Origin of the sequence: Streptomyces sp. NBC_01275 (assembly GCF_026340655.1) — a bacterium.
Classification (GTDB): Bacteria; Actinomycetota; Actinomycetes; order Streptomycetales; family Streptomycetaceae; genus Streptomyces.
Map to the genome: position 1 here is coordinate 277,261 of NZ_JAPEOZ010000001.1, position 22,012 is coordinate 299,272.

The following is a 22,012-nucleotide window of genomic DNA, read 5'->3' on the forward strand; positions in this document are numbered from 1 at the left end:
CATGCCGCTACCCACCAGCCGCCCGCCGCCTGAATTTCAGTGTGCGCTCGATATTGACGGCGCGCTGAACCCAGCCCTACCTTGAGCCCGAACTTCAAGTGTCACTGGAAATTCAGCGGTCCGAAACCGGTCTGGAACATCGACCGCCGTCGACATCCGATCCGACCCACCTCCGGAGAGCGCCGTGCGCAACTTGCCTACCGCCATGCCGCCACTCATCGCCTCCCTGTCGGGCGCTGCTCGCTCCGCGCCCGCAGGGAACCCGTCCGTGCAGGACCTGCCGTGCTGAAACTCCTCGGAAACCGCCTGCTGTGGTCACTGCCTGTCGTCTTCGTCGCCACAGCCCTGTCGTTCGTGCTCACCAGTGTGGTCCCCGGCGACGCCGCGCAGATGATGCTCGGTCCGCAAGCCACGTCGGACCAGATTGTCGCCCTCCGTGAGAGCCTCGGCCTGGACAAGCCGATGTTCGAGCAGTACGGGAGCTGGCTGGCGTATGCGGTGCGTGGTGATCTCGGAACTTCGACCCTCTCCGGTGAGGGCATCACCTCCCAGCTCAACGAGCACCTCGAGGTCACGTTCTCGCTGCTGATCCTGGGCACGCTGGCGAGTGCCGTACTCGGTCTGGCGCTGGGCATCACCTCGGCGGTGCGCGGCGGTGCCACCCGCAGCATCGTCGACGTCCTGTCGGTGGGCGGCATGGCCATCCCCAACTTCTGGCTGGCGGTGGTCCTCACCTCGTTCTTCTCGGTCACGCTCCGGCTCCTTCCAGTCGCCGGCTACGTCAGCTTCGCGGATTCACCGGGGCAGTGGGCGCAGTCCCTGGTTCTGCCGGTGACCTCCCTGGCGATCGGGGGAGCCACGATCATCGCCAAGCAGACCCGCGACTCTCTCGGGCAGGTCCTGAGCCAGGACTTCATCAAGACGCTGCGGGCCAACGGCCTCGCGCACCGGTCGATTCTCTTCCGGCACGCGCTCCGCAACGCGGGTGTGCCAATCATGAGCGTCATCGGCGTCGTGTTCGTCGGGCTGATCGGCGGCACGATCTTCGTCGAACAGGTCTTCGCGATGCCCGGCCTCGGTTCCATCGTCCAACAGGCAACGGCCTCCCGGGACTTGCCTGTGATTCAGGGAGCGGTCGTGTACTTCACTCTGCTCGTCGTCGCGGCGAACCTCCTCGTCGATCTCTGTTACGGCGCGATCGACCCCCGGGTGCGTGTCCGGTGACCGGCATCGAGCAGACGGCGGTGGACCCCACGCCGGGCGACATGGGCCTGAGGGACGACCCGGCGGAGCAGCCGTCAGTGACCCAGCGGCAGCCGCGGCGCGGGTCGGCTCTACGGGCGTTGGTCCGCAGGCCGCTGGCGGTCCTCTCGCTCCTGTGGCTGGTGACGGTCGGCGTGATGAGCGTGGGTGCGGACGCGCTCGCTCCGTACGGGCCCACGAGCACCGACCTGACCCACGTCCTGGCCGGGCCCAGCGGGCAACACTGGCTGGGTACCGACCAGTTGGGCCGGGACATCCTCAGCCGCGTCCTGTTCGGTGGTCAGGGGGTGTTGCTGGGAATCGTGGAGGTGACGCTCGTCTTCGTCGTCACCGGCACCGCCATGGGCGTGCTGGCCGGCTACTTCGGCCGCTGGGTGGACTGGGCGGTGCTGCGCTGGATCGAGCTCGCGGTCGCGCTCCCGTCCATTCTGATCCTCCTGCTCGTCCTCGCCGTGTTCCCCGGAAACCAGCACCTCGCGATGATCGTGCTCGGCGTGCTCGGTGCGTCGGGGCTCGCCCGGGTCATCCGCGCGGAGACGCAACAGGTCCGCACGGAGCAGTACATCGCGGCGGCCCGCGTGTCCGGCCTCAGTGACGGTCAGATCCTGCTCCGGCACATCGTGCCGCGCCTCGCGACGACGATCCTCGTGCAGGCGTCCCTGATGGCCGCGGCCGCGGTCGGCGTGCAGGCGGGTCTGTCCTTCCTCGGGCTCGGCGTGCAGGAACCGGATCCGTCCTGGGGCGGTCTGATCACCCAGGCAAGCCAGGTTCTCGACCGATCCAACTGGATGCTGGTGCCGTCGGGCGGCGTCATCGGTCTGACCATGCTCGCCCTCGCGTTGCTCGGCGACGCCGTGCGCGATGTGATGGTGCAACGGTGGAGCACCGCACCGGCACGGCACGGTGGCGCGGGCAGCGGTGAACCGCCCGTATGGGAGGAAGACGAGGACGAGTCCACCGAACCCGGTGGGGCGACGGAGCAGGCGGCGTCGAGCACCCTGCTGGCGGTGCACGGGCTCACGGTCGCCTTCGGCACGGGCGGCAAGCGCAGCGCCGTTGTCCAAGGCGTCGGTTTCCACGTGGACCGGGGCGAAATCCTCGGCATCGTCGGCGAGTCGGGCTGCGGCAAGTCGGTCACGGTCTCAGCCGTACTCGGTCTGCTGCCCGCCGGCGCCGAAGTCCGTGCCCGTTCCTGCCGGTTCGACGGAGCCGAACTCCTGTCGCTGTCCGATCGGGACCGTCACGCACTGCGCGGAACCCGCATCGGCTACGTGTCCCAGGAACCCATGATGGCGCTCGACCCCACGTGCCGCGTCGGCGATCTGCTCGCCGAGGCCGTGCGCCGGCACCACGGTCTGGACCGGCGCGCCGCGCGGGCGCGGGCCGTCGAACTCCTCGACCTGGTCAACATCCCGGACCCGGGCGCCGTTTCACGCAGGTACCCGCACCAGATCTCCGGAGGCATGGCCCAGCGGGTCGCCATCGCGCTGGCCCTGGCCGGTGACCCCGACCTGCTGGTCGCGGACGAACCGACGACCGCGCTCGACGCCCGCGTCCAGGCCGAGATCCTCGCACTGCTCCGGCGCTTGCAGGCGGAGCGCGGACTCGCCATCGTCCTGATCACCCACGACTGGGGCGTCGCTGCGCAGCTGTGCGCGCGTGCGGTCGTCATGTACGCCGGGCAGGTCGTCGAGCAGGGGCCAGTCGGCGCCCTGTACCACTTGCCTGCGCATCCGTACACGGCCGGCCTCCTCGCGGCCAACCCGCACCGCGCACTCGACCGCACCTCGGCCGACGGCAGCACCACCACACACCGGGCGAGGCTGCCCACGATCCCGGGCACCGTGCCGCCTCCGGCCGCCTGGCCCATCAGCTGCCACTTCCAGGACCGCTGCCCACTCGCCGCTGCCGACTGCGCGCAGGGCCCGATTCCCCTGGCCGCGGTCGCGGCCGAGCACCACAGCCGCTGCATCCACATCGACCGCGTGCGGGAACTCGACATGGAGGATGCCTCGTGAGCCGGACCGACACGACGCCCACTCAGCCCCTGCTGAGCGCACACGGAATCGTCCTCGACTATCCGCAGGGGTTTCGCCGCAACCCCGCCCGCGTTCTCCACGGAGTCGACATCGACATCGCCGAGGGAGAAACCCTCGGCCTGGTCGGCGAATCGGGCTCGGGCAAGAGCTCCCTCGCCAACATCGTCCTGGGCTTCCGGCCCCCGACCGATGGGCACATCCGGTTCCGGGGGCGCGACATCACCGGAGCTGGCCGGCGCGAGCGCCGGGCCCTCAGTTCGGAGATCCAGGCGGTCTTCCAGGATCCCTACAGCTCGCTCAACCCCACGCGGCGGGTGGGCACGTCCATCGCCGAGCCGCTCCTGCTGAAGTCGTCCTCGCTGTCGCGGCGGGACATCGCCGCGCGCGTGCGGGACATCCTCGTCCGGGTCGGCCTGCCGCCCGACGCCGCGGACCGCTATCCGGCGCACTTCTCGGGCGGACAACGGCAACGCATCGCCATCGCCCGCGCCCTGATCATCAATCCGTCGCTCGTCATCTGCGACGAGCCGGTCAGCGCGCTCGACCTCTCCGTGCAGGCCCAGATCCTCAATCTCCTCGCCGAACTGCAGGAGTCGATGGGCCTCAGTTATCTCTTCATCGCGCACGACCTCGCGGTGGTGCGCTTCCTGTCCCACCGCATGGCGGTGATGCACCAGGGCCGCATCGTCGAGACCGGCCCGGCGGAGCGCGTCTACAACGCGCCCACCGACCCGTACACCAGGCAGCTGCTCGCCGCGGTGCCCGACCCGGATCCCGAGCGAGCACCCTCCCAGCGGCTCACCGTCGCACAGGACTCCTGATAACACCCCCGCCGGCGCGAACCGGGCCGCCGGCACCGACACCCGCTCCGGGCGCGCGGCACTCCATGGAGGAAGTTCCATGAACAGAGGATTCACCCGCACCACGACATTGCTGGCCGGTGCCCTGTGCGCCGCACTGACCGCGACGGCCTGCAGCGGCACGGCCGACTCGTCCACGGGCAAGTCCGGAGGCACGCTCAACGTCGTCTCGCTCATGCCGCCCAGCACCTTCAACCCGGCGCGCGCGGGCATCACCGTAGGGGAGAACTGGTACACCCCGCTGGCGTACGACTCACTCATCCACCGTGGCCGGAACAGCAAGTACGAGCCCGGCCTTGCCACTTCGTGGAAGTACGTGGGCAAGGGCAACCGTGAGTTCCAACTCACCCTGCGCCCCGGTGTGAAGTTCGCGGACGGCACACCGGTCACGACGGCCGCGGTGGTCAATTCGCTGAAGTACACCTTCGCCGATCCGAACAGCCCGCAGGCGCCGTCGCTCGGGAAGGTGACCGTCGAGGCGACGGGCGAGCGCACCGTCACCCTCAAGCTCGCCCGGCCCAACCCGGAAATGCCGTACAACCTGTCATCGACCACACACCTCAGCTCGGTCATCAGCGCGAAGGGACTCGCCAACAAGAAGGCACTGGGACACGAGACGTTCGGCGCAGGGCCGTACGTGCTCGACGAGAAGGCCACCGTCTCCGGCGACCACTACACCTACACGCCCAACCGGAACTACTACAACAAGTCCGCGATCCGCTACGACAAGATCGTCATCAAGGTCGTCAGCTCGACCAACGCGGCGCTCTCCCTGCTGAAGACCGGCGCCGCCGACCTGGCGCAGGGCGATATCAACACGCTGGACAGCGCCAAGAGCGCCAACCTCAAGACGTACTCCACCCTGGTCGCGGAGACCGGAATCCAACTGACCGGCCGTGCGAAGGGTGCCGGGGCAAAGCCCCTGCGCAGCAAGCTCGTACGGCAGGCGCTGAACTACGCCATCGACCGCAAGGCCATCGCCGAGGGCCTGTTGCACGGCACCGGCAAGCCGGTCAACCAGGTAGGGACACCGGGCACGCCCGACTACCTCGAGTCGGAAGCCGACCGCTACGCCTACGACCCCGACAAGGCGAAGTCGCTGCTCGCGAAGGCGGGTTACCCGAACGGCTTCAGCGCCACCATGCTCAGCCTGACCGTGAACCCACCCACCAGTGACGTCGCACAAGCCGTGATCTCGGACTGGGCCAAGATCGGCGTGAAGGTGCGCGCGGTCAACGCCAGCGACGGCTCCAAGTATTCACGGGAGTATCTGAGCGGGGAGCATCCCATGGTGTCCTACGGGTACGGCTACATCCCGCTCTTCCTTTACGCGAAGCAGTTCTACCTTCCGACCCCTGGCCTGATGTACGGCGGGGACGACCCGAAGGTGGCGTCACTGGTCAAGCAGGGCGACACGGCGATGGGTGCTGAGCAGCGCTCGCTCTACGACCAGGCCACGCGGCGGGCCATCGACCAGGCCTGGCTCGTGCCAGTGACCAGCTTCTCGGTCTTCTACTACACATCACCCAAGGTGAAGGGTGTGAAGGTCGACCTGCAGCGTCCGCTCCTCGACCTCACCGAACTCTCCCCCGCATGACAGCGGCACTTCCGACGGCAGTCGCGCTCGGCGTGGACCCAGCGGTGCACCACCCCGCCGGGTGACATCGGCCTGGCACGACGGGGCTCGGGCCGGTGGCCCGAGATCTCTGCCACGTGACCGTACGCGTGTCCGACCGGCCCACGACACCGTTCGAGCCGCACGCGGCCAACTGTCTCCGAACGAGAAATGGACACCATGCTCTCAGCACAGTTCGAAGCCGCCGGCGCGGTGTTCGTCGGCTCGCCCGAACGACGCGTGGGCGAGCCAGGCGATCCGGCGGTGTACTTCCGGACCGAGTTCGAAGCTTGCCCGGACCTCCTGAGCGCAACTCTCCACATCACCGCCCTCGGCACCGCCGAGACCCATCTGAACGGATCCCCGGTCGGCGACGAGGTCCTGGCGCCGGGCTGGACGTCCTACCGGCACCGCCTCCTCGTCCGCAGCCACGACCTCACCGCCACGGTACGCACCGGCACGAACGCGTTCGGCGCCATCGTCGGCGACGGCTGGGCCGTCGGCCGCCTCGGCTTCGAGGAGATCACGCGCCCCCGGATCTACGCCGACCGCCCCGCTCTGCTCTCCCTGATCGAACTGCGCTACCCGGACCGGACGGAGTACGTCGCCTCTGGCGAGAGGTTCCGGTGCGGGCAGGGCTCCGTACGCGCCAACTCCCTCTACGACGGGGTCACCATCGACGCAACGCTCGAACCAGCGGGGTGGACCGAGCCCGGATTCGACGACCGCACCTGGCACGAGTCCGAACCGGTCGACTGGGACATGGCCACCCTGGCCGAGGCCACCGCGGAGCCGATCCGACGCGTCGAGGAGCTGCCGCCGCTAAGGATCTGGAAGTCCCCGGCCGGAACCACCGTCGTGGACTTCGGCCAGAACCTCCCTGGCTGGGTGCGGCTGCGCCTGGACGGGCCCCGCGGAACTTCGGTCTCCGTCCGGCACGCCGAGGTGCTCGTCGACGGCGTGCCGGACTACACGACCCTGCGCACGGCCGAGGCCACCGACCGGTACGTCCTGGCCGGCGACAGACCCGAGGAGTTCGAGCCACGGTTCACCTACCACGGCTTCCGATACGCCGAGATCGACGGACTCCCCGGCGACCTGCAACCGGAAGACGTGCGAGCCGTGGTCGTGCACAGCGACATGACCCGTACGGGATGGTTCGAGACGTCGAACGACCTGCTGAACCGGCTGCACGAGAACGTCGTCTGGTCGATGCGCGGCAACTTCGTCGGCATTCCCACCGACTGTCCGCAGCGCGACGAGCGACTCGGCTGGACGGGAGACATCAACGCCTTCGCCCCGACGGCGACCTACCTGTACGACGTGCGTGGGGTGCTGATGTCGTGGCTCGGCGACCTCGCACTTGAGCAGAAGGACCTCGGGTTCGTCCCGTACGTCGTACCCGATGTGCAGCCCGGCCACGACACACCGACGGCCCTGTGGAGCGACGTAGCGGTGCGGCTGCCCTGGCATCTGTACTGGGAGTACGGCGACGAGGAGATTCTGCGCCGCTGCTACGACTCGATGGCGACGTTCACGCGCAGTGTGGTGCCGCTGCTCGACCCGACAGGCTTGTGGAATACCGGGTTTCAGTTCGGGGACTGGCTCGACCCCTCCACCCCGATGGACCGCCCCGGCCAGTCCAAGGCCGACCGGTATCTCGTCGCGACGGCCTTCTTCCACCAGACTGCACGTGAGATGGCGCGCGCTGCGGACGTGTTGGACCGTGCGGACGACGTCGCGTACTTCACGGAAGTCGCGGATCAGGTCCGAGCGGGGTTCCGGGCCGAGTACGTGAGCTCCAGCGGCCGTATCACCGGCGAGTGTGCGACGGCATACGCCCTGGCCATTCGGTTCGGCCTGCTCGACGAGGGCCAACTGCCCCACGCCGGCGCGCGTCTGGCCGACATCGTGCGGCGCGACGGCTACCGCATCTCCACGGGCTTCGCAGGCACGCCGCATGTGGTGCACGCCCTGACGGCGACCGGGCACCCGGACGACGCCTATCGCCTGCTGCTGCAGACACGGGCGCCCTCGTTCCTCGATCCGGTCGTCCGCGGAGCGACCACCATCTGGGAGCGGTGGGACGCCATCCTGCCCGACGGCACGGTGAACCCGTCCGGAATGACGTCCCTCAACCACTACGCGCTCGGCTCCGTCGCGAACTGGATGCACACCGTCATCGGAGGCGTACGGGCGACAAGCCCGGGCTACCGGACGATGCGGATCGCGCCACGACCCGGCGGCGGCCTGACCCATGCCCGGACCGCGCACGACACCGTCCACGGGCGAGTGAGTGTCGAGTGGGAACACGAGGACGACGCCATGACCGTCCGTGTCACGATCCCGTACGGCACCACCGCGGTGGTGGCGCTGCCCGAGCACCCGGACCGGGCGGAGCACGCCGTGGGTGCCGGCCGGCACGCATGGACGTACACGCCCACTACGACACCCGACCTGCTCACTCTCGACAGCCCGGTGGAGCGCCTCGCCGCGCACGACGCGGTCCTCGCGTCGGTTTCCGGCATCCTGCGGGATCACCTGCCTCCCCACCTGGACGTGGAGCAACTGCTCCGCCGGTCCACGGCCCTGCCGTTGTCCGTGCTCCTGAACGAGCTCCCAGGAGTGACCGACCACATGCGCCGCGAACTGACGGCGGCCATCGAGTGCAACAACACCTCTTCCGAAAGGCCTCTGCTTCCATGACGTATTCCGTGCAGCTCTACTCGGTCCGCAACGCACTGGAAACGGACTTCGAAGGGACGATCCGACAACTCGCCGAGATCGGCTACCGCCGGGTCGAACCCTGCGCCTTCGAGACCCGCACCGAGGAACTCGCCGCAGCCTTCGCGGAGCACGACATCACGGCTCCGACGGGCCACACCCTCCTGATCCCCATCGACGCTCCGGCGGACATCGCCGCCGACATCCCCGCCGAAACTCCCCCCGACCAGGACGAGATCTTCTCCGCCGCTCGGCGCCTCGGCATCGGCACCGTGGTCCACCCCCTCGTCCCGCCCCAGCGCTGGCAGGACATCGAGGCGATCCGCGACACCGCGGCCCGCCTGAACGCCGCAGCGGCGAAGGGCGCGGATTATGGAGTTCGCGTGGGGTACCACAACCACGACTGGGAGATCTCCTCAAAGATCAGGGGTGCCACCGCCCTGGAGGTCCTGGCGGACCTGCTCGACCCCGAACTCGTCCTCGAGGTCGACACCTACTGGGCCGCCGTGGGCGGCGAAGACCCCGCCAGGCTCCTGGAACGCCTCGGCGAGCGCGTGATCGCCATCCACATCAAGGACGGTCCGGCCACGAAGGACACGGCCGCGCAACTCCCCGCGGGACAGGGCGAGATCGACGTGTGGGGCATCATCGAAGCGGCGAAGCACCTCGAGGTGGGGATCGTCGAGTTCGACGACTACGCCGGTGACATCTTCGAAGGCGTCGCCTCCTCGCTGCGCTACCTCGAGGCCGGCCCCGGCGCCGACCGCACCAAGGGCGGTGCCCGATGAGCCGCGGGCCGGTCGGGGTTGCCGTCATCGGCGCCGGCGTGATCAGCAAGGAGTACCTGAACAACCTCACGACGTTCCCGGACCTGAAGGTCCACGCCGTCACCGATCTTCTCCCTGAAGTCGCGAAGGTCCGCGCACGGGACCACGGCATCCCTGAGCACGGCACTCCTGAGCTCGCCCTGGACCACCCGGACGTGGAGATCATCGTCAACCTCACGACACCGGCGGCCCACGTCGAGATCGCGACCGCGGCGGTGCGGGCGGGTAAGCACGTGTGGAGCGAGAAGCCCTTCTCGCTGGACCGGGAGAGCGGGCTCCGGCTGCTGAAGGAGGCGGCCGACGCCGGCCTGCGACTCGGGTGCGCGCCGGACACCTTCCTCGGAGCTGGTCTGCAGACGGCCCGCCGGATCATCGAGCGCGGCGGCATCGGGGTCCCGCTCACGGCCCAGACCATCTTCCAGACCCCGGGGCCGGAGTCGTGGCACCCCAGCCCGGCATTCCTGTTCCAGCGTGGCGCGGGGCCGCTGTTCGACATGGGCCCGTACTACCTCACCGCACTGGTGCAGGCCTTCGGCAGTGTCCGCCGGGTCTCGGCGGTCGGCTCCATGGCCATGGCCACCCGCACCATCGGCTCGGGCCCGCGAGCGGGCGAGGAGTTCGAGGTCGAGGTGCCCACGCATGTGAGCGCTCTGATCCAGTTCGACTCCGGTGGCTCCGCGAGCAGCACCTTCAGCTTCGAGTCCCCGCACATCCGGGTCGGCTTCGTCGAGATCACCGGCACCGAGGCGACACTCTCGCTGCCCGACCCGAACACCTTCGACGGCGAGCTGAAGATCTGGGGTACGGGCGACAGCGAGTGGACCACCGTCGAGACCACCGGCCCGGCGGACGGTCGCGGCCTGGGCGTGCTCGACATGGCACGCTCCCTGCGAGGCGGTGAACCGCACCGCGCCACCGGACAGTTGGCCCACCACGTCCTGGACACGATGGTGTCCGTCTCCGAGTCGATCGACACGGGCTCGTTCATCGACGTCGCCAGCTCGGCACCGGCCTCCAGTCCGCTTCCGGAGGCCTGGTCGCCGGGTGAGGCAACTTTGTAACCTCCGTCTGATCTTGCGCGAGGAACCCTGGGCGTCCACGCCGGGGCCGCATGCCGGGTGGCCAGGTAGCAGCAGCGATCGGCACCGCCCGCTCATCTGGCCTGCCTGACGCGGCGCATGGCTACGGCCTCGATCGGCGCCGCTGGCATTCACCACCGCCGCTGATCAGCGAGGCCAGGCGATCTGCGCTCGCTGACCTGAGCTGATGCCTCACTTCGTGCCCCATCTGACCCACAAGGAGACAACCGACGATGAGCTCGACGAGCCAGCCCTTGGCCGCCATGCGTGAACGTATCCAGGCCGCGGTCGACGAAGGCGTCTGGCCTGCGGCGCAGTTCGCCGTGGCCCGGCACAACGAGACCGTGGCGTTCGAGTCGTTCGGGGACGCCCGGGAATCCGACCGGTTCTGCCTGTTCTCGGCCACCAAGCCGATCGTGGCCTCCCTGGTGTGGCAGTTGATCGGGGAGGACCTGATCGGCCTGGAGACCCGGGTGGCCGAGGTATGGCCCGAATTCGGCGCGCACGGAAAGGACGTCGTCACTGTCGAGCAAGTGCTGCTGCACACTTGCGGGTTCCCCAACGCCGCCATCGAACGGGGGACCGTCGTCACACGCGAGGGGCGATCCGCACGTATGGCGGACTGGCGATTGGAGTGGCCGCCCGGCAGCCGCTATGAGTACCACCCCCTCGCGGCGCACTGGGTGCTGGCGGAAGTGGCCCAACGGGTGACCGGACTGGACTACCGGGAGGCGCTGCGCGCCCGCGTGCTCGACCCGCTGGAGTTGGAGCGTCTCGAACTGGGCGTGCCCAAGGAGCGGCAGGGCGACCTCAAGCCGGTCACCGCAATCGGCAAGCATCCGATCGCAACGCTCGAAGCGCTGTCCGGACACCGCGTCGACGAAGCGGCCCTGGAAGCGAACGAGTCGGTGGTGCTGGCGCTCGCGAACGACCCGGAACTCATCGCGGTGGGTGCGCCTGGCGGCGGGGTCTTCTCGGACGCGGCGAGTGTGGCGCTCTTCTACCAAGAGCTCATATGGAACTCGACGGAGCTGTGGCCGCCTGACGTGTTGGCGGACGCCACGGGCCATGTCCGTAACACCTTCCCCGACCCGGACCGGGTGGGCGCGAGCGCCAACCGAAGCATCGGCCTGGTCATCGCCGGGCCGGACGACGGCGCAGTACTGCGGGTGGCGTCGCGCGATGCCGCGATACCGATGCTGCCGTTCGGCGGCTGCACATCCCCGCGGGGCTTCGGGCACGGCGGGGCCGGCGGGCAGTCCGCTTGGGCGGACCCGGAGACCGGCCTCTCGTTCTGCCTGCTCACCAGCGGGCTCAACCGTGACGTTCTGGCCGATTACGAACGGCACATCGAGATCGAGTCGTTGGTGTCACAGTGGGCGTGACACTTCCGCACCACCGCTCCCCTTCCTCCGCATGGACAGGTGATTACGTGATGCACCCCGCTCTGCATCGCAGTGTCAGCGCAAGCAGGTCTTCCCGGAAATCCGCCAGCCGCAGAGTCGACCGGATACGGCTGCGCACCAGGCTCGCCGTGAGCGTCGCGGCGAGTTGCCTGGCGCTCGTCTTCGCCCCTCCCGTTCTCGCCGCCGAACGTTCGGACACCGCGGGCGGCGCGGGGCGCGTCGACCATCGCACCTACGAAGCGTCCACAGGCGTCAACAACTACCTGGTCTACGTCCCCGAGGGCTGGAAGCCGTCCGAAAGGCTCCCCGTGTATGTGATGGTGCATGGCTGCGGTACCACAGCCGAACAGCAGATGCACGCCAACCTGCTCAACCCGCTCGCGGACCGCGAGCGCTTCCTCGTCGCCTACCCCGACAACGGCGGGCAGTGCTGGCGCGCGGTCAGCAACGACAAGGCAAGCACCACCCGAGGCGGAGGCGGCGACGCGGACATCGTCGCCGGGATCACCCGGCAGACGAGTTCCGCCTACAAGGCCGACACCGACCGCGTGTACCTCATGGGCATGTCCTCGGGTGCCTTCCAGACCAGCGCGACAGCCGCTGCCTACCCCGAGCTGTACGCAGCGGCCGGCGTGTCGGCGGGAGGCGGCTACGGCATGGACTTCCTTTCCTGCATGGTCCTGCCCGATGCCGCTGCCCCGCTCTACGCACCCCAGGCCGTCGAGCAGATGGGGCCGCGGGCGCACGTGATGCCCATCTTCTCGATCGGCGGAACCAGTGACCCGCTCGGCGAACAGCCCGTGCTCGGCGGGTGCGCCCGACAGGCCTACCTCGAGTGGCTCGCTGTCAACAATCTCCTGAAGCCGGGGACGGACGGTGACACCTTCCGGGACGACCCGACCTCGTCCCGGACCGGTCAGGTCCCCGACGGCCACGCGTGGACCAGCAAGGTGGCACGGGGCCGGGACGGCTGTCAGATCGCCGAGCGCTGGATCGTGGCCGGCATGTCGCACTACTGGCCCGGCGGTACCACGGACCCGGGGTACGCGGGCACCTTCAACGACCCCAAGGGGCCCAGCGCTTCGGAGGCCTCGTGGCGCTTCTTCGAGCAGTTCACGCTCAGCGGCGGCAACACCACCTGCTGCAAGTGACCCTGCGGCGCCGCAGCGCGCTCGGGACGCACGTGCCGCATCGACAGAAGTGCAGTTCCCGCATGCGCAACTGTGCACTGTCGGCGCATTCCAAGCGCAGAGCTCGCTCCCTGGCGTTGCGGCCGCCGCAGTTCCGCCGTTCGGAGGTGTGCTGGATGGTCTCAGGTGCTGGGGCCGGCACCGTCCTGCCTGATTTCGAGGAGAGATCATGAGATCCACCCTTGTGCGTGCACTGACAGCACCCGTCATCGCGGTGCTCACGATGGTCTCGCTCCCGGCGACGTCAGGGGCCACGACGGGGCCGCCCGCCAGGTGCGAACGGCTCGCCGAACTGGCAATCCCCGCCGATGTCCTGGGCCTCGCGACATCGGGAGGCCGCGTCACCGAGACGAGGACCGTCCCCGCCTCCGGAACGGGTTCCGGGGCCATCGGCGAGTACTGCCAGGTCGACGCGGAACTGTTCCCCGTCGACCCCGAAGCCCCGAACATCGAGATGCGCGTCGCGCTCCCGGCCGAGTGGAATGGTAAGGCGATGATGTTCGGTGGCGGAGGTTACGACGGCGCCATTCCTTCACTCTCCCAAAACGTCCCCTTCGGTGACGCCGACGAGGGTGTTCCACTCGCACGCGGATTCGCCGTCTTCGCCAGCGACTCCGGCCACCAGCTCGCCCCGAACGACTGGAACCACGCGGGCGCCTTCGCGATGAACGACGAGGCACTGCGCAACTTCGCCGCGGACGCGCTCAAGAAAACGCGCGACGCTGCGATGTTCCTCATCGCCGAGCGCTACGGCACCCAGCCCCGCCGCTCCTACTTCGCGGGCGCATCCAGCGGCGGCCGCGAGGCTCTGGCCGTGGCGCAGCGCTGGCCCCGTGACTTCGACGGAGTGATCTCCGGCGCTCCGGCCTGGAACGCCGCCACGCTCGACCTGTGGTTCGGCCACATGACGCAGATACTGCAGCGTTCCGGCGCCTTCCCTAGCCGCGAGAAACAGCAGTTGATCTACAACCGGGTCATGCAGAGCTGCGACGGCGACGACGGAGTACGCGACGGCGTCATCTCCGACGAGGCCGGATGCGACTTCGATCCGAAGGTCCTGCGCTGCACCGGCGGCGAGGACCGCGGCCCCACCTGCCTGTCCGACCCGCAGATCAAGGCGGTCCGGGACCTGTCCTCACCCGTCGAGTGGGGCTACAAGCCGGCCAGCGGTGAACGCGGCTATCCTGGCACTCCCTTCCTGTCGGGGGCGGATCTGAGCATTCCGGGGCTCGGGATCGGCAGCAGGGCTCCGGCCCACCCCCTGGATTTCACGGCCGCCTTCGCCGCCCTGTTCTGGGACCAGTGGGCGAAGTACTTCATCACGCGCGATCCCGACTTCGACGGACTGAAACTGGACCCGCGCGCGCCGGGGAAGTGGAAGAAGCGCATCAGCGAACTGACCGCACTGCAGGACATCAACAATCCGGACCTCAGCGAGTTCGCCAAGGCCGGCGGAAAACTCCTGCTCGTGCACGGGACGGCGGATCCGACCGTCAGTCACCGCTCGACTGCCGATTACTACCAGCGGGTCCGCTCGACGATGGGGGCACGAGCCACGTCGAAGTTCCTGCGGATGTACGCCATCCCTGGCATGGGCCATGGGGGCCCCGCCGCGTTCACGGCCAGCTGGGACTCGCTGAGCGCCGTACAGCGGTGGAGCGAGAAGGAAATCGCGCCGCGCGAGCCGGTCGTCTCCGACCTCAACCCGGCTGCCTCCGGGCGTACCCGGCCGTTGTGCGAGTACCCGAAATGGCCCCGTTACAACGGTCTTGGCGACCCCGACCGGGCCGAGAACTTCACCTGCGTGCGCTCGTGAGCGGCTATCCCGGAGACTTCACGCTCCCGGGGCGGCGGTGACAGCACGTCACCCATCTCCTGCATCGTCCGCCTGAGTTGCTTCACCATGGCGGAGACCGCGGGGCGTCGCAGCGTGTCCTCGCGGGCGACGAGCCAGTAGGCCATCTCGACCGTGACCTCGTCGGGCAGCAGCCTGACGAAGTCACGGTGCGGAGCGATCATGAAGGTGGGCAGCAGCCCGATGCCGCCACCCGCGCATGTGGCCTCGATGTGGTCAAAGACGTTCGTGGACGTCACCGCGTCGCGCATCTCGGGGAGATAGCGGCGTCCCACGTCCAGGTCGTCGACCTGCAGCATGGACGAGATGAAGTAGATCAGGCGGTGCTGTGCCAGATCGTCGAATCCCGTCGGCTTGCAATGGCGCGCCAGATAATCCGGGCTGGCGTACAGGCCGAGGACGTATCCGCCGAGCCGGAGCGCGCGGGCCCGCAGCACGCGCGGCTCGCCGACGACGATCTCGATGTCCAGGCCGGAGCGGTGCTGCGCCGCGCGCCTGGTCGCGGAGACTATTTCCACGCTGATTCCCGGGTGGTCCTGGTGCAGACGGGACGCCGCGGGGGCGGCGACGAACGTGGTGAAGCCGTCGGCCGCCGAGAGCCGGACGAAGTCCTCGATCTCCGCGCTGACCTCGGAGCCGGACTCCAACTTCTGCAGCACACCGTCGACTTGCTCCGCTGCCGCCAGCGCACGGCGGCCGAGGTCGGTGAGTCGGTGAGTTCCCATCCGGAAGCCGCACGGACGAGCAGCTTGCCACCGACCGCACGCTCCAGCGCGGCGATCCGCCGCGAGACGGTGACCTGGTTGACACGCAGGGACTCGGCGGCCCTGCTGAACCGGCCGCTGCGTGCGACCTCCAGGTCGGGCCGGTGCGCGCCCAGAGCGAGCAGGCGCGGCAGGCCGCCCTGGCCCGGGCCCGCACGGTGCGGGACGGCGGCATGTCGGCCGTGCCCGACGCCATCGTGTCCGTGGCCACCTCTGAGGCCACCCGCAACGAGCGGCCGCTGGCCGCCGCCATGGTCAGGGAACTTCTGCTGGGGCAGGACCCCGAGAGCGCCCGGTGCGCGCTGACCGGGGGCGCCGGCACGTCCACACCGCGTCGGCCAAAAACGGCAGGCGCGGGCAAGCCGTGTGCGGGGCCCGCAGGCCGTGGCCGGTGAAACACGGAGAGGCAGTAGTGGACTTCCTTGCGGCTACGGCCATCACCGCAGCCGGCGCGGCAGCCGGGGCGATCAACGCGGTGGTCGGCTCCGGAACCCTGATCACCTTCCCCACTCTGCTCGCTCTGGGCTATCCGCCCGTCCTCGCCAATGTGTCGAACAACATCGGACTCGTGCCCGGAGTGCTCGGCGGCGTCTGGGGCTACCGGCGTGAACTGCGCGGGCAGGCCCGCCGCCTGGCCCACCTCGCCACAGCCTCCGCCCTGGGCGGGTGTGCAGGAGCACTGCTCCTGCTCAGGCTGCCGACCCGGACGTTCCAGGCAGCGGTGCCCGGGAGCAGCGAGCGGGATCTTCTCCTCACTTATGAGCTGTACGCCTTCGCGGCCCGGGACGCCCGGCTGCGCGCCGTCATGAGCAACTGGCTGCAGGCCAGCAGGGACGCCCTGGCACGGCACTTCGACCCGCTCACCGCCCGCGCACTGGACGCCCTCGTCGAGGGCTTCGCTCTGCACAACCACTTCGACCCCGCCCCCACCAGCCGTGCCGACGTCGCCGCGATCGTGCGGACCGTCGCGGAACGCCACAACGGCACATGGCCGCGCCAGTGAGACGCGGCGCGCCGACGGCATGCGCTCTCTCCTCGCGTGGCAGCCGAGTGTCTTCGCAGGCACGAGCAGCGACGCGCGATGACGAGCACTCGGTATACCGTCCCGACAAATGCGGACTCTGCTGCTCGATCTGCGCCCGGACCCTCAGGTCGTACGCAACCGGCCCACCTTCTCCACGATCGGTGGGCCGGGCTTGCCTGGCCGAGCTACGAGGGCGATCCGCTGGAGCGCTCCGCCGACGACTCCAGCCGCGTGTAGGCGTGGACGCGGCTTTCCATCCCCTGCGGGTTGGGGCCGTAGACGGCAATCATGCGGGCGTACTCCGGTGCCCAGTAGCGACCGATGCTTCCGGCCGAGACCCGGACCACGTCGCCTGGGGCAGCCTCAACGGTCTCTCCGTCGCACGCGACGAACAGGTGGCCTTCCAGGACGTAGTTGAACTCGTCGTGCGGATGCTCGTCCGTCCATGACTCGCCACGCAGTTCCCACTCGATGAGGGCGACGCCCGGTCGGTGGCCCTCGCCCGGCGGCACGAAGACGTGACCTTTGGGCCATCCCTCCTCCCGGCGAACGAGGGGGCTGGAGGGGTATTTCTGCGGCGCCATCGTCTGTCCCTTCCCCATGGCGTGCGTACGGAGACATCAGCCGTGTTCGGGGCCCCGATGGGCCCTACTCCTTCGGGAGTTCCAGCAGAGCCAGAGTCGCAGTGTTCGCCTTCTCGACCAGCGCCGCGAGTGACCGCGGCTTGCCGTCCCACGTGACCCAGCGATTCGCGCCCTCAAGGATGGTCATGACGAGCTTGACCTGCTGAACCGATGGCCCGAAGCCCATATCCTCGGCCGCGGCACGATAAAGAGCTTCGTACAGGTCGACCCAGGCGTCGACTTCCTCTCGGAGTTCCGCCGGGAGGAAGTGGACGACCTGGTCGGTCGCGACCAGCAGGTCCCAGAGGTTGCTTTCGGGAAGCTGGATCTGCCGGGTCAGGTGGACATGCACCATCCGGCGCCAGCCCTCCCTGGGGTCGGACACACCACGCACCTCGTCGAGTACGGCGATGCCGAACTTGTAGAAGTGCCAGCGGAGGGACTCGGCGACGATCTCGTCGCGGCCGTCCGGGAAGTGGTTGTACAGGCTCGGGGCCTTGATCGCCATCTCCTTGGCGATCATGCGCATGGTGACCGAGTTGAACCCGTTCTCGGTGGCCAGCCGAAGGAACGCCTCGAGGATCGCCCGCCGGGACGCGCTCTGGCTGCTCCAGTCGAGCTTGCCCAGGTGCTGGCCGAACTCCTCGACAGCGCCGGGCCACCGTTCGTTGCCCACCGACTCCTCCTTCGCCGACGTCCAAGACCCGAGGGTGTCCGGCCTCGACCGTGCGTGCGATCGAGGCCGGCACAGCGATGCGTGACGTCGGAAACTACCTTACGTTAGTCAGGCTCAACCAGTCTCGCCTCTTCACGCCCCGTCGACTCGTACGTCGGAGAGCACCCTGTTTCAACTAGCAAAACTACCTTACGTTAGTTAGTCTGAAGCATGCCGATCCCAGCACAGCCTGATGACCTCGCCGCCGCTCTCCGCGTGGCTGGAGTCGAGTTCGATGACTCGTCGGTGACCCGAGCGCTGTACTCCTCCGACGCAAGCTTGTACCGCGTCGTCCCGTCTGCGGTCGTGAAGGCGCGGAACGCCGAGGACGTGATCGCCGCTCATGGGGTGGCGCGTGAGTTGCGGGTTCCGGTCACGATGCGCGGTGCGGGTACGAGCATCGCCGGCAACGCGGTCGGCAGCGGCATCGTCATCGACACCCGCCGGTTCAACCGGATACTCGACATCGACCGGGACGGGCGTACGGCACGCGTGGAACCCGGCGTGGTCCACGCGGACCTGCAGCGCGCGGCGGCGCCGCACGGACTGCGGTTCGGGCCGGATCCGTCCTCGCACAGCCGCTGCACGGTCGGCGGGATGATAGGGAACAACGCCTGCGGGTCGCGGGCGCTGGGCTACGGGCGGACGGTGGACAACGTCGAGTCGCTGCGCGTGCTCTACGGCAACGGCGAACTGGCCCTGGAGCAGGGCGGTCGGGCCGGCGGCGTCACCGCGGCGCGGCTGGCGGCCGTCGGGGACACGAACCTGGCCCATCTGCGGACCGAGTTCGGCCGCTTCGGCCGCCAGATCAGCGGCTACAGCCTCGAACACCTGTTGCCTGAGCGGCGCCGTGTCGACCGGTTCCTCGTCGGCAGCGAGGGGTCCCTCGCCACGGTCCTCGAGGCGACGGTCCGGCTTGTCGACGACCGAGTCGATCGCAGGATGCTGGTGCTCGGATACCCGACGATGGCCGACGCGGCCGATGCCGTGCCGGCGCTGCTTGCCGTGGCGCCGGGGCGTCTGGTCGCGTGCGAGGGCATGGACTCACGCATCGTCGGTCTGGTGCGCGCGAAGGGCTCACCCGTCCCCGACCTGCCACGGGGAAGTGGCTGGCTGTTCGCGGAGGTCGCGGGCAAGGACGCGATGGACGCGGTGCGACGGCTCGTCGCCGTCGGCGCCGCACTGGACACCAAGCTCGTGGACGACCCTCGTGAGGCGGCTGCCCTGTGGCGCATCCGTGAGGACGGCGCCGGGCTCGCGGGCCGGTCGCTGCCGACACCGGCGTACGGAGGTTGGGAGGACGCCGCCGTCCCGCCCGAGAACCTGGGCGCATGGCTGCGCGACTTCGAGGAACTGCTGCGGGAGCACCGCCTTCAGGGCATTCCGTACGGCCATTTCGGCGACGGCTGCATCCACTGCCGCATCGACTTCCCGTTCCGGCCCGGCGACCCGGCTTCGGCCGGAGTGTTCCGCGACTTCATGACCGCCTGTGCGAAACGGCTGCGCGACTACCGCGGCACCTTGTCGGGAGAGCACGGTGACGGCCGGGTCCGCGGCGAGTTGCTGCCACTCATGTACAACGAGGCCTCGCTCGCCCTGTTCCGGCAGGTCAAGGCGGTCTGCGACCCCGACGGCATCCTCAACCCGGGTATCATCGCCGACCCGGTTCCGATCACCGACGATCTGCGCCCGGTGCGCCCTCAGGCACCGGTGCGCCCCGGTCTGCGGCTGGTGCACGACGGCGGAGACCTCGGTGCCGCGGTGCACCGTTGCACGGGTGTCGGGAAGTGCGTGGCGCCGAGGACCGCCGGAGTGATGTGCCCGTCCTATCTCGCCACCAAGGACGAGCGCGACTCGACCCGCGGCCGTGCCCGGGTACTGCAGGAAGCGCTCGACGGCGGGTTGCTGCGCGGCGGCCTGAACGACCCGGCCGTGGCCGAGGCACTCGACCTGTGCCTGGCCTGCAAGGGATGTTCGAGCGACTGCCCCAGCGGCGTCGACATGGCCACCTACAAGAGTGAGGTGCTGCACCAACGGCACGACGTCGCCGGGATGAGGCGGCCGAGGTCGCATGTGTTCCTCGGGCAGCTCCCCAGGTGGGCCCGCCTCACCGCGCCGCTGGCGCCGCTGACCAACCTGCTGCTGCGCGTCAAGCCGCTCGCCGGCCTGGCCAAGTGGGTCGCCGGGGTCGACCGCCGACGGTCCCTGCCGCGGTTCGCCTCTCCCACGCTGCGGCGGGCGACGGACACCTCCCGGTTGGCGGAGGCGCCGGCCGACGTGCTGATCTGGGCCGACTCCTTCACCGACCACTTCTTCCCGGAGTCGGGCCTGGCGGCGATCCGGTTCCTCGAGTCACACGGCCTCGTGGTCCGCGTCATCCAGGAGGACGCCTGCTGCGGCCTGACCTGGATCACGACCGGCCAGCTCGACCGCGCGCGGACCCTCGTCGCGCGGACCGTGCGGACGCTCGCGCACCACGTCCGCAGTGGGATTCCGGTGATGGCGCTGGAACCGTCCTGCCTCGCCACACTGCGCAGCGACGCGCGGGAGCTGTGCGACGCCGAGGAGACCGACGTGGTGGCGTCGGGGGTGCTGAGTTTCGCCGAGCTCGTCGAGCGCCTCGACCTGCCGCTGCCCGACCTGAGCGGTGTGGAGGTGGTCGCGCAGCCGCACTGCCACCACAGCGCGGTCATCGGCTGGGACACCGACCAGCGTCTGCTGGAGCGGGCGGGGGCGACCGTCACCAAGGTGCCGGGGTGCTGCGGCCTGGCAGGCAACTTCGGTGTGGAGAAGGGGCACTACGAGGTCAGCGTCGCGGTGGCCGAGTCGCACCTCCTGCCGGCGGTGCGGGCTCACTCGGACGCGGTGGTTCTGGCGGACGGCATGTCCTGTCGCGTCCAGCTCGGTGATCTGGCCGGGGTGTCGACCCGGCATCTGGCGGAGCTGTTCGCGTCGCGTGTCTGAGACCCGGACGGCGGCCGCTCGCGCCGCCGTCCGCAACGACCGACAGGTCTTGACGGAAACGTCTGCGGAGCCGGCCCTGGGGCCGGCTCCGCAGACATGAGAGGGAATGTTCAGATGACCTGATTGCTCAGGATCCCGATCTTCTCCAGGCGTACCTCGACCGTGTCACCGGGTCGCAGCCACAGGGGCGGATTCCGCTTCGCGCCGATGCCCTCGGGGGTACCGGTGGCGATGACGTCGCCGGGGCTGAGGGTGAGGAACTGGCTGACGTAGGAGATGATCTCGGCGATCGGGAAGATCATGTACTTCGTGTTGGAGCCCTGGACCCGGCTGCCGTTGACGAACGTCTCGATGTCCAGGCTCTGTGGGTCGCCGATCTCGTCCAGCGTGACGATCGCCGGCCCGAACGGAGTGGCCCGGTCCACGGCCTTGCCCGCGAGCCACTGCGTGCCGCGGTACTGGAGGTCGCGGGCGGTGATGTCGTTGAGAACCGACAGACCGGCCACGTACGACAGCGCGTCGCTCTCGTCGACGCGGCTGCACTCTCTGCCGATGACGACGGCGAGTTCACCCTCGAAGTCGAGGTTGTCGGTCACGTCGGACCGGTCGATGGTGTCGTAGGGGCCGATGAGGCTGCTGGCGAACTTGGCGAACAGGTCGGGGTGGGTCGGCATGGCGCGGCCGGTCTCGCCGACGTGGTCGGAGTAGTTCAGGCCGACGCAGAGCACCTTGAGCGGGTCGGTGACCGGCGGGCCGAGGCGCACCGTGGCGACGCCGCCGACGGACTTCACGGTGCCGTCGGCGAGGAGCGGCCCGAGGGCTGCGGCGATCGTCGGCAGTTGGCCGCCGTGCTGTCGGAGAAAGGCACGGACGGACGGCAGGTCGCGAGAGATCAGACCGGCGGCGTGGAGCGCGCTGTTGAGGCTGAACACCTGGTCGTCGTGGAGGAGGCCCGGCTGCCGGCCGGCACCGGAGTCGTAGGAGACGAGTTTCACGTCAGGTCCTTCGGGTGGGAGTCGTTGGGGTGTGCCGTCGACGGATGCGCCCTGCCCGCGGGGAGGTCG

17 protein-coding genes and 2 pseudogenes are annotated in these 22,012 nt (G+C 69.2%); 14 read left to right on the plus strand and 5 right to left on the minus strand.

The window, feature by feature from the left end; all coding sequences use genetic code 11:
- Positions 1-282: 282 nt before the first annotated feature.
- From OG562_RS01205 to OG562_RS01250, 10 genes are all read left to right on the plus strand, one after another.
- Positions 283-1,224, plus strand: coding sequence for an ABC transporter permease (locus OG562_RS01205; RefSeq protein WP_266392445.1), 942 nt, complete (start codon positions 283-285; stop codon positions 1,222-1,224).
- The gene (locus tag OG562_RS01210) at positions 1,221-3,281 is read left to right on the plus strand and encodes a dipeptide/oligopeptide/nickel ABC transporter permease/ATP-binding protein (RefSeq protein ID WP_266392448.1); all 2,061 of its coding nucleotides are present in this window, start codon (positions 1,221-1,223) and stop codon (positions 3,279-3,281) included. The genes OG562_RS01205 and OG562_RS01210 overlap by 4 nt, the downstream gene beginning before the upstream one ends.
- Positions 3,278-4,123, plus strand: a complete 846-nt coding sequence (locus OG562_RS01215) for an ATP-binding cassette domain-containing protein (RefSeq protein ID WP_266392451.1) — start codon at positions 3,278-3,280, stop codon at positions 4,121-4,123. Before OG562_RS01210 ends, OG562_RS01215 begins: the two co-directional genes overlap by 4 nt.
- Before the next feature lie 79 nt (positions 4,124-4,202).
- A complete protein-coding gene (locus tag OG562_RS01220; protein WP_266392454.1) occupies positions 4,203-5,759 on the plus strand; it encodes an ABC transporter substrate-binding protein in 1,557 nt (518 codons plus the stop codon).
- Between the two features lie 198 nt (positions 5,760-5,957).
- Complete coding sequence (locus OG562_RS01225) at positions 5,958-8,483, plus strand: alpha-L-rhamnosidase (protein ID WP_266392456.1); 2,526 nt, start codon at positions 5,958-5,960, stop codon at positions 8,481-8,483.
- Positions 8,480-9,289, plus strand: coding sequence for a sugar phosphate isomerase/epimerase (locus OG562_RS01230; protein WP_266392458.1), 810 nt, complete (start codon positions 8,480-8,482; stop codon positions 9,287-9,289). Before OG562_RS01225 ends, OG562_RS01230 begins: the two co-directional genes overlap by 4 nt.
- Positions 9,286-10,389: a Gfo/Idh/MocA family protein gene (locus tag OG562_RS01235; RefSeq protein ID WP_266392460.1), complete on the plus strand. Its 1,104-nt coding sequence runs from the start codon at positions 9,286-9,288 to the stop codon at positions 10,387-10,389. Before OG562_RS01230 ends, OG562_RS01235 begins: the two co-directional genes overlap by 4 nt.
- Positions 10,390-10,640: 251 nt before the next feature.
- Positions 10,641-11,792 carry a serine hydrolase gene (locus tag OG562_RS01240; RefSeq protein WP_266392463.1) on the plus strand — a complete coding sequence of 384 codons (1,152 nt, stop codon included), beginning with the start codon at positions 10,641-10,643 and terminating at the stop codon, positions 11,790-11,792.
- A 149-nt stretch (positions 11,793-11,941) separates the two neighbouring features.
- Positions 11,942-12,964, plus strand: a complete 1,023-nt coding sequence (locus tag OG562_RS01245) for a PHB depolymerase family esterase (protein WP_266392466.1) — start codon at positions 11,942-11,944, stop codon at positions 12,962-12,964.
- Positions 12,965-13,172: 208 nt separating this feature from the next.
- Positions 13,173-14,819, plus strand: a complete 1,647-nt coding sequence (locus OG562_RS01250) for a tannase/feruloyl esterase family alpha/beta hydrolase (protein ID WP_266392469.1) — start codon at positions 13,173-13,175, stop codon at positions 14,817-14,819.
- Here OG562_RS01250 and OG562_RS01255 read toward each other — a convergent pair.
- Together OG562_RS01255 and OG562_RS45925 are read right to left on the minus strand one after the other, a co-directional pair.
- Positions 14,762-15,583, minus strand: coding sequence for a LysR substrate-binding domain-containing protein (locus OG562_RS01255; protein WP_266392472.1), 822 nt, complete (start codon positions 15,581-15,583; stop codon positions 14,762-14,764). The two genes, OG562_RS01250 and OG562_RS01255, sit on opposite strands and share 58 nt — an antisense overlap.
- 44 nt (positions 15,584-15,627) lie before the next feature.
- Positions 15,628-15,756 (minus strand): annotated as a pseudogene (locus tag OG562_RS45925) (LysR family transcriptional regulator); the annotation flags it as partial.
- On the opposite strand from OG562_RS45925, the gene OG562_RS01265 reads away from it, so the two are divergent.
- From OG562_RS01265 to OG562_RS45935, 3 genes and pseudogenes are all read left to right on the plus strand, one after another.
- Positions 15,727-16,017 (plus strand): hypothetical protein, encoded by a 291-nt coding sequence (locus OG562_RS01265; protein ID WP_266392480.1) that lies wholly within the window; start codon positions 15,727-15,729, stop codon positions 16,015-16,017. The pseudogene OG562_RS45925 and the gene OG562_RS01265 sit on opposite strands and share 30 nt — an antisense overlap.
- Positions 16,018-16,034: 17 nt before the next feature.
- Positions 16,035-16,349 (plus strand): annotated as a pseudogene (locus OG562_RS45930) (TSUP family transporter); the annotation flags it as partial.
- On the plus strand, positions 16,344-16,625 hold the full coding sequence (locus tag OG562_RS45935) for a hypothetical protein (protein ID WP_323187640.1): 282 nt from the start codon (positions 16,344-16,346) through the stop codon (positions 16,623-16,625). The pseudogene OG562_RS45930 and the gene OG562_RS45935, both read left to right, overlap by 6 nt.
- A gap of 206 nt (positions 16,626-16,831) precedes the next feature.
- Here the strand turns inward: OG562_RS45935 and OG562_RS01275 are convergent, their stop codons facing one another.
- Positions 16,832-17,230 (minus strand): cupin domain-containing protein, encoded by a 399-nt coding sequence (locus OG562_RS01275; RefSeq protein WP_266392483.1) that lies wholly within the window; start codon positions 17,228-17,230, stop codon positions 16,832-16,834.
- 64 nt (positions 17,231-17,294) lie between these two features.
- Positions 17,295-17,945: a TetR/AcrR family transcriptional regulator gene (locus OG562_RS01280; RefSeq protein WP_266392486.1), complete on the minus strand. Its 651-nt coding sequence runs from the start codon at positions 17,943-17,945 to the stop codon at positions 17,295-17,297.
- Positions 17,946-18,230: 285 nt separating this feature from the next.
- Between OG562_RS01280 and OG562_RS01285 the strand changes: the two genes are divergently transcribed.
- Complete coding sequence (locus OG562_RS01285) at positions 18,231-20,948, plus strand: FAD-binding and (Fe-S)-binding domain-containing protein (protein WP_266392488.1); 2,718 nt, start codon at positions 18,231-18,233, stop codon at positions 20,946-20,948.
- Between the two features lie 110 nt (positions 20,949-21,058).
- Here OG562_RS01285 and OG562_RS01290 read toward each other — a convergent pair whose 3' ends face one another.
- Positions 21,059-21,943, minus strand: coding sequence for a fumarylacetoacetate hydrolase family protein (locus OG562_RS01290; protein ID WP_266392491.1), 885 nt, complete (start codon positions 21,941-21,943; stop codon positions 21,059-21,061).
- Between the last annotated feature and the right edge of the window lie 69 nt (positions 21,944-22,012).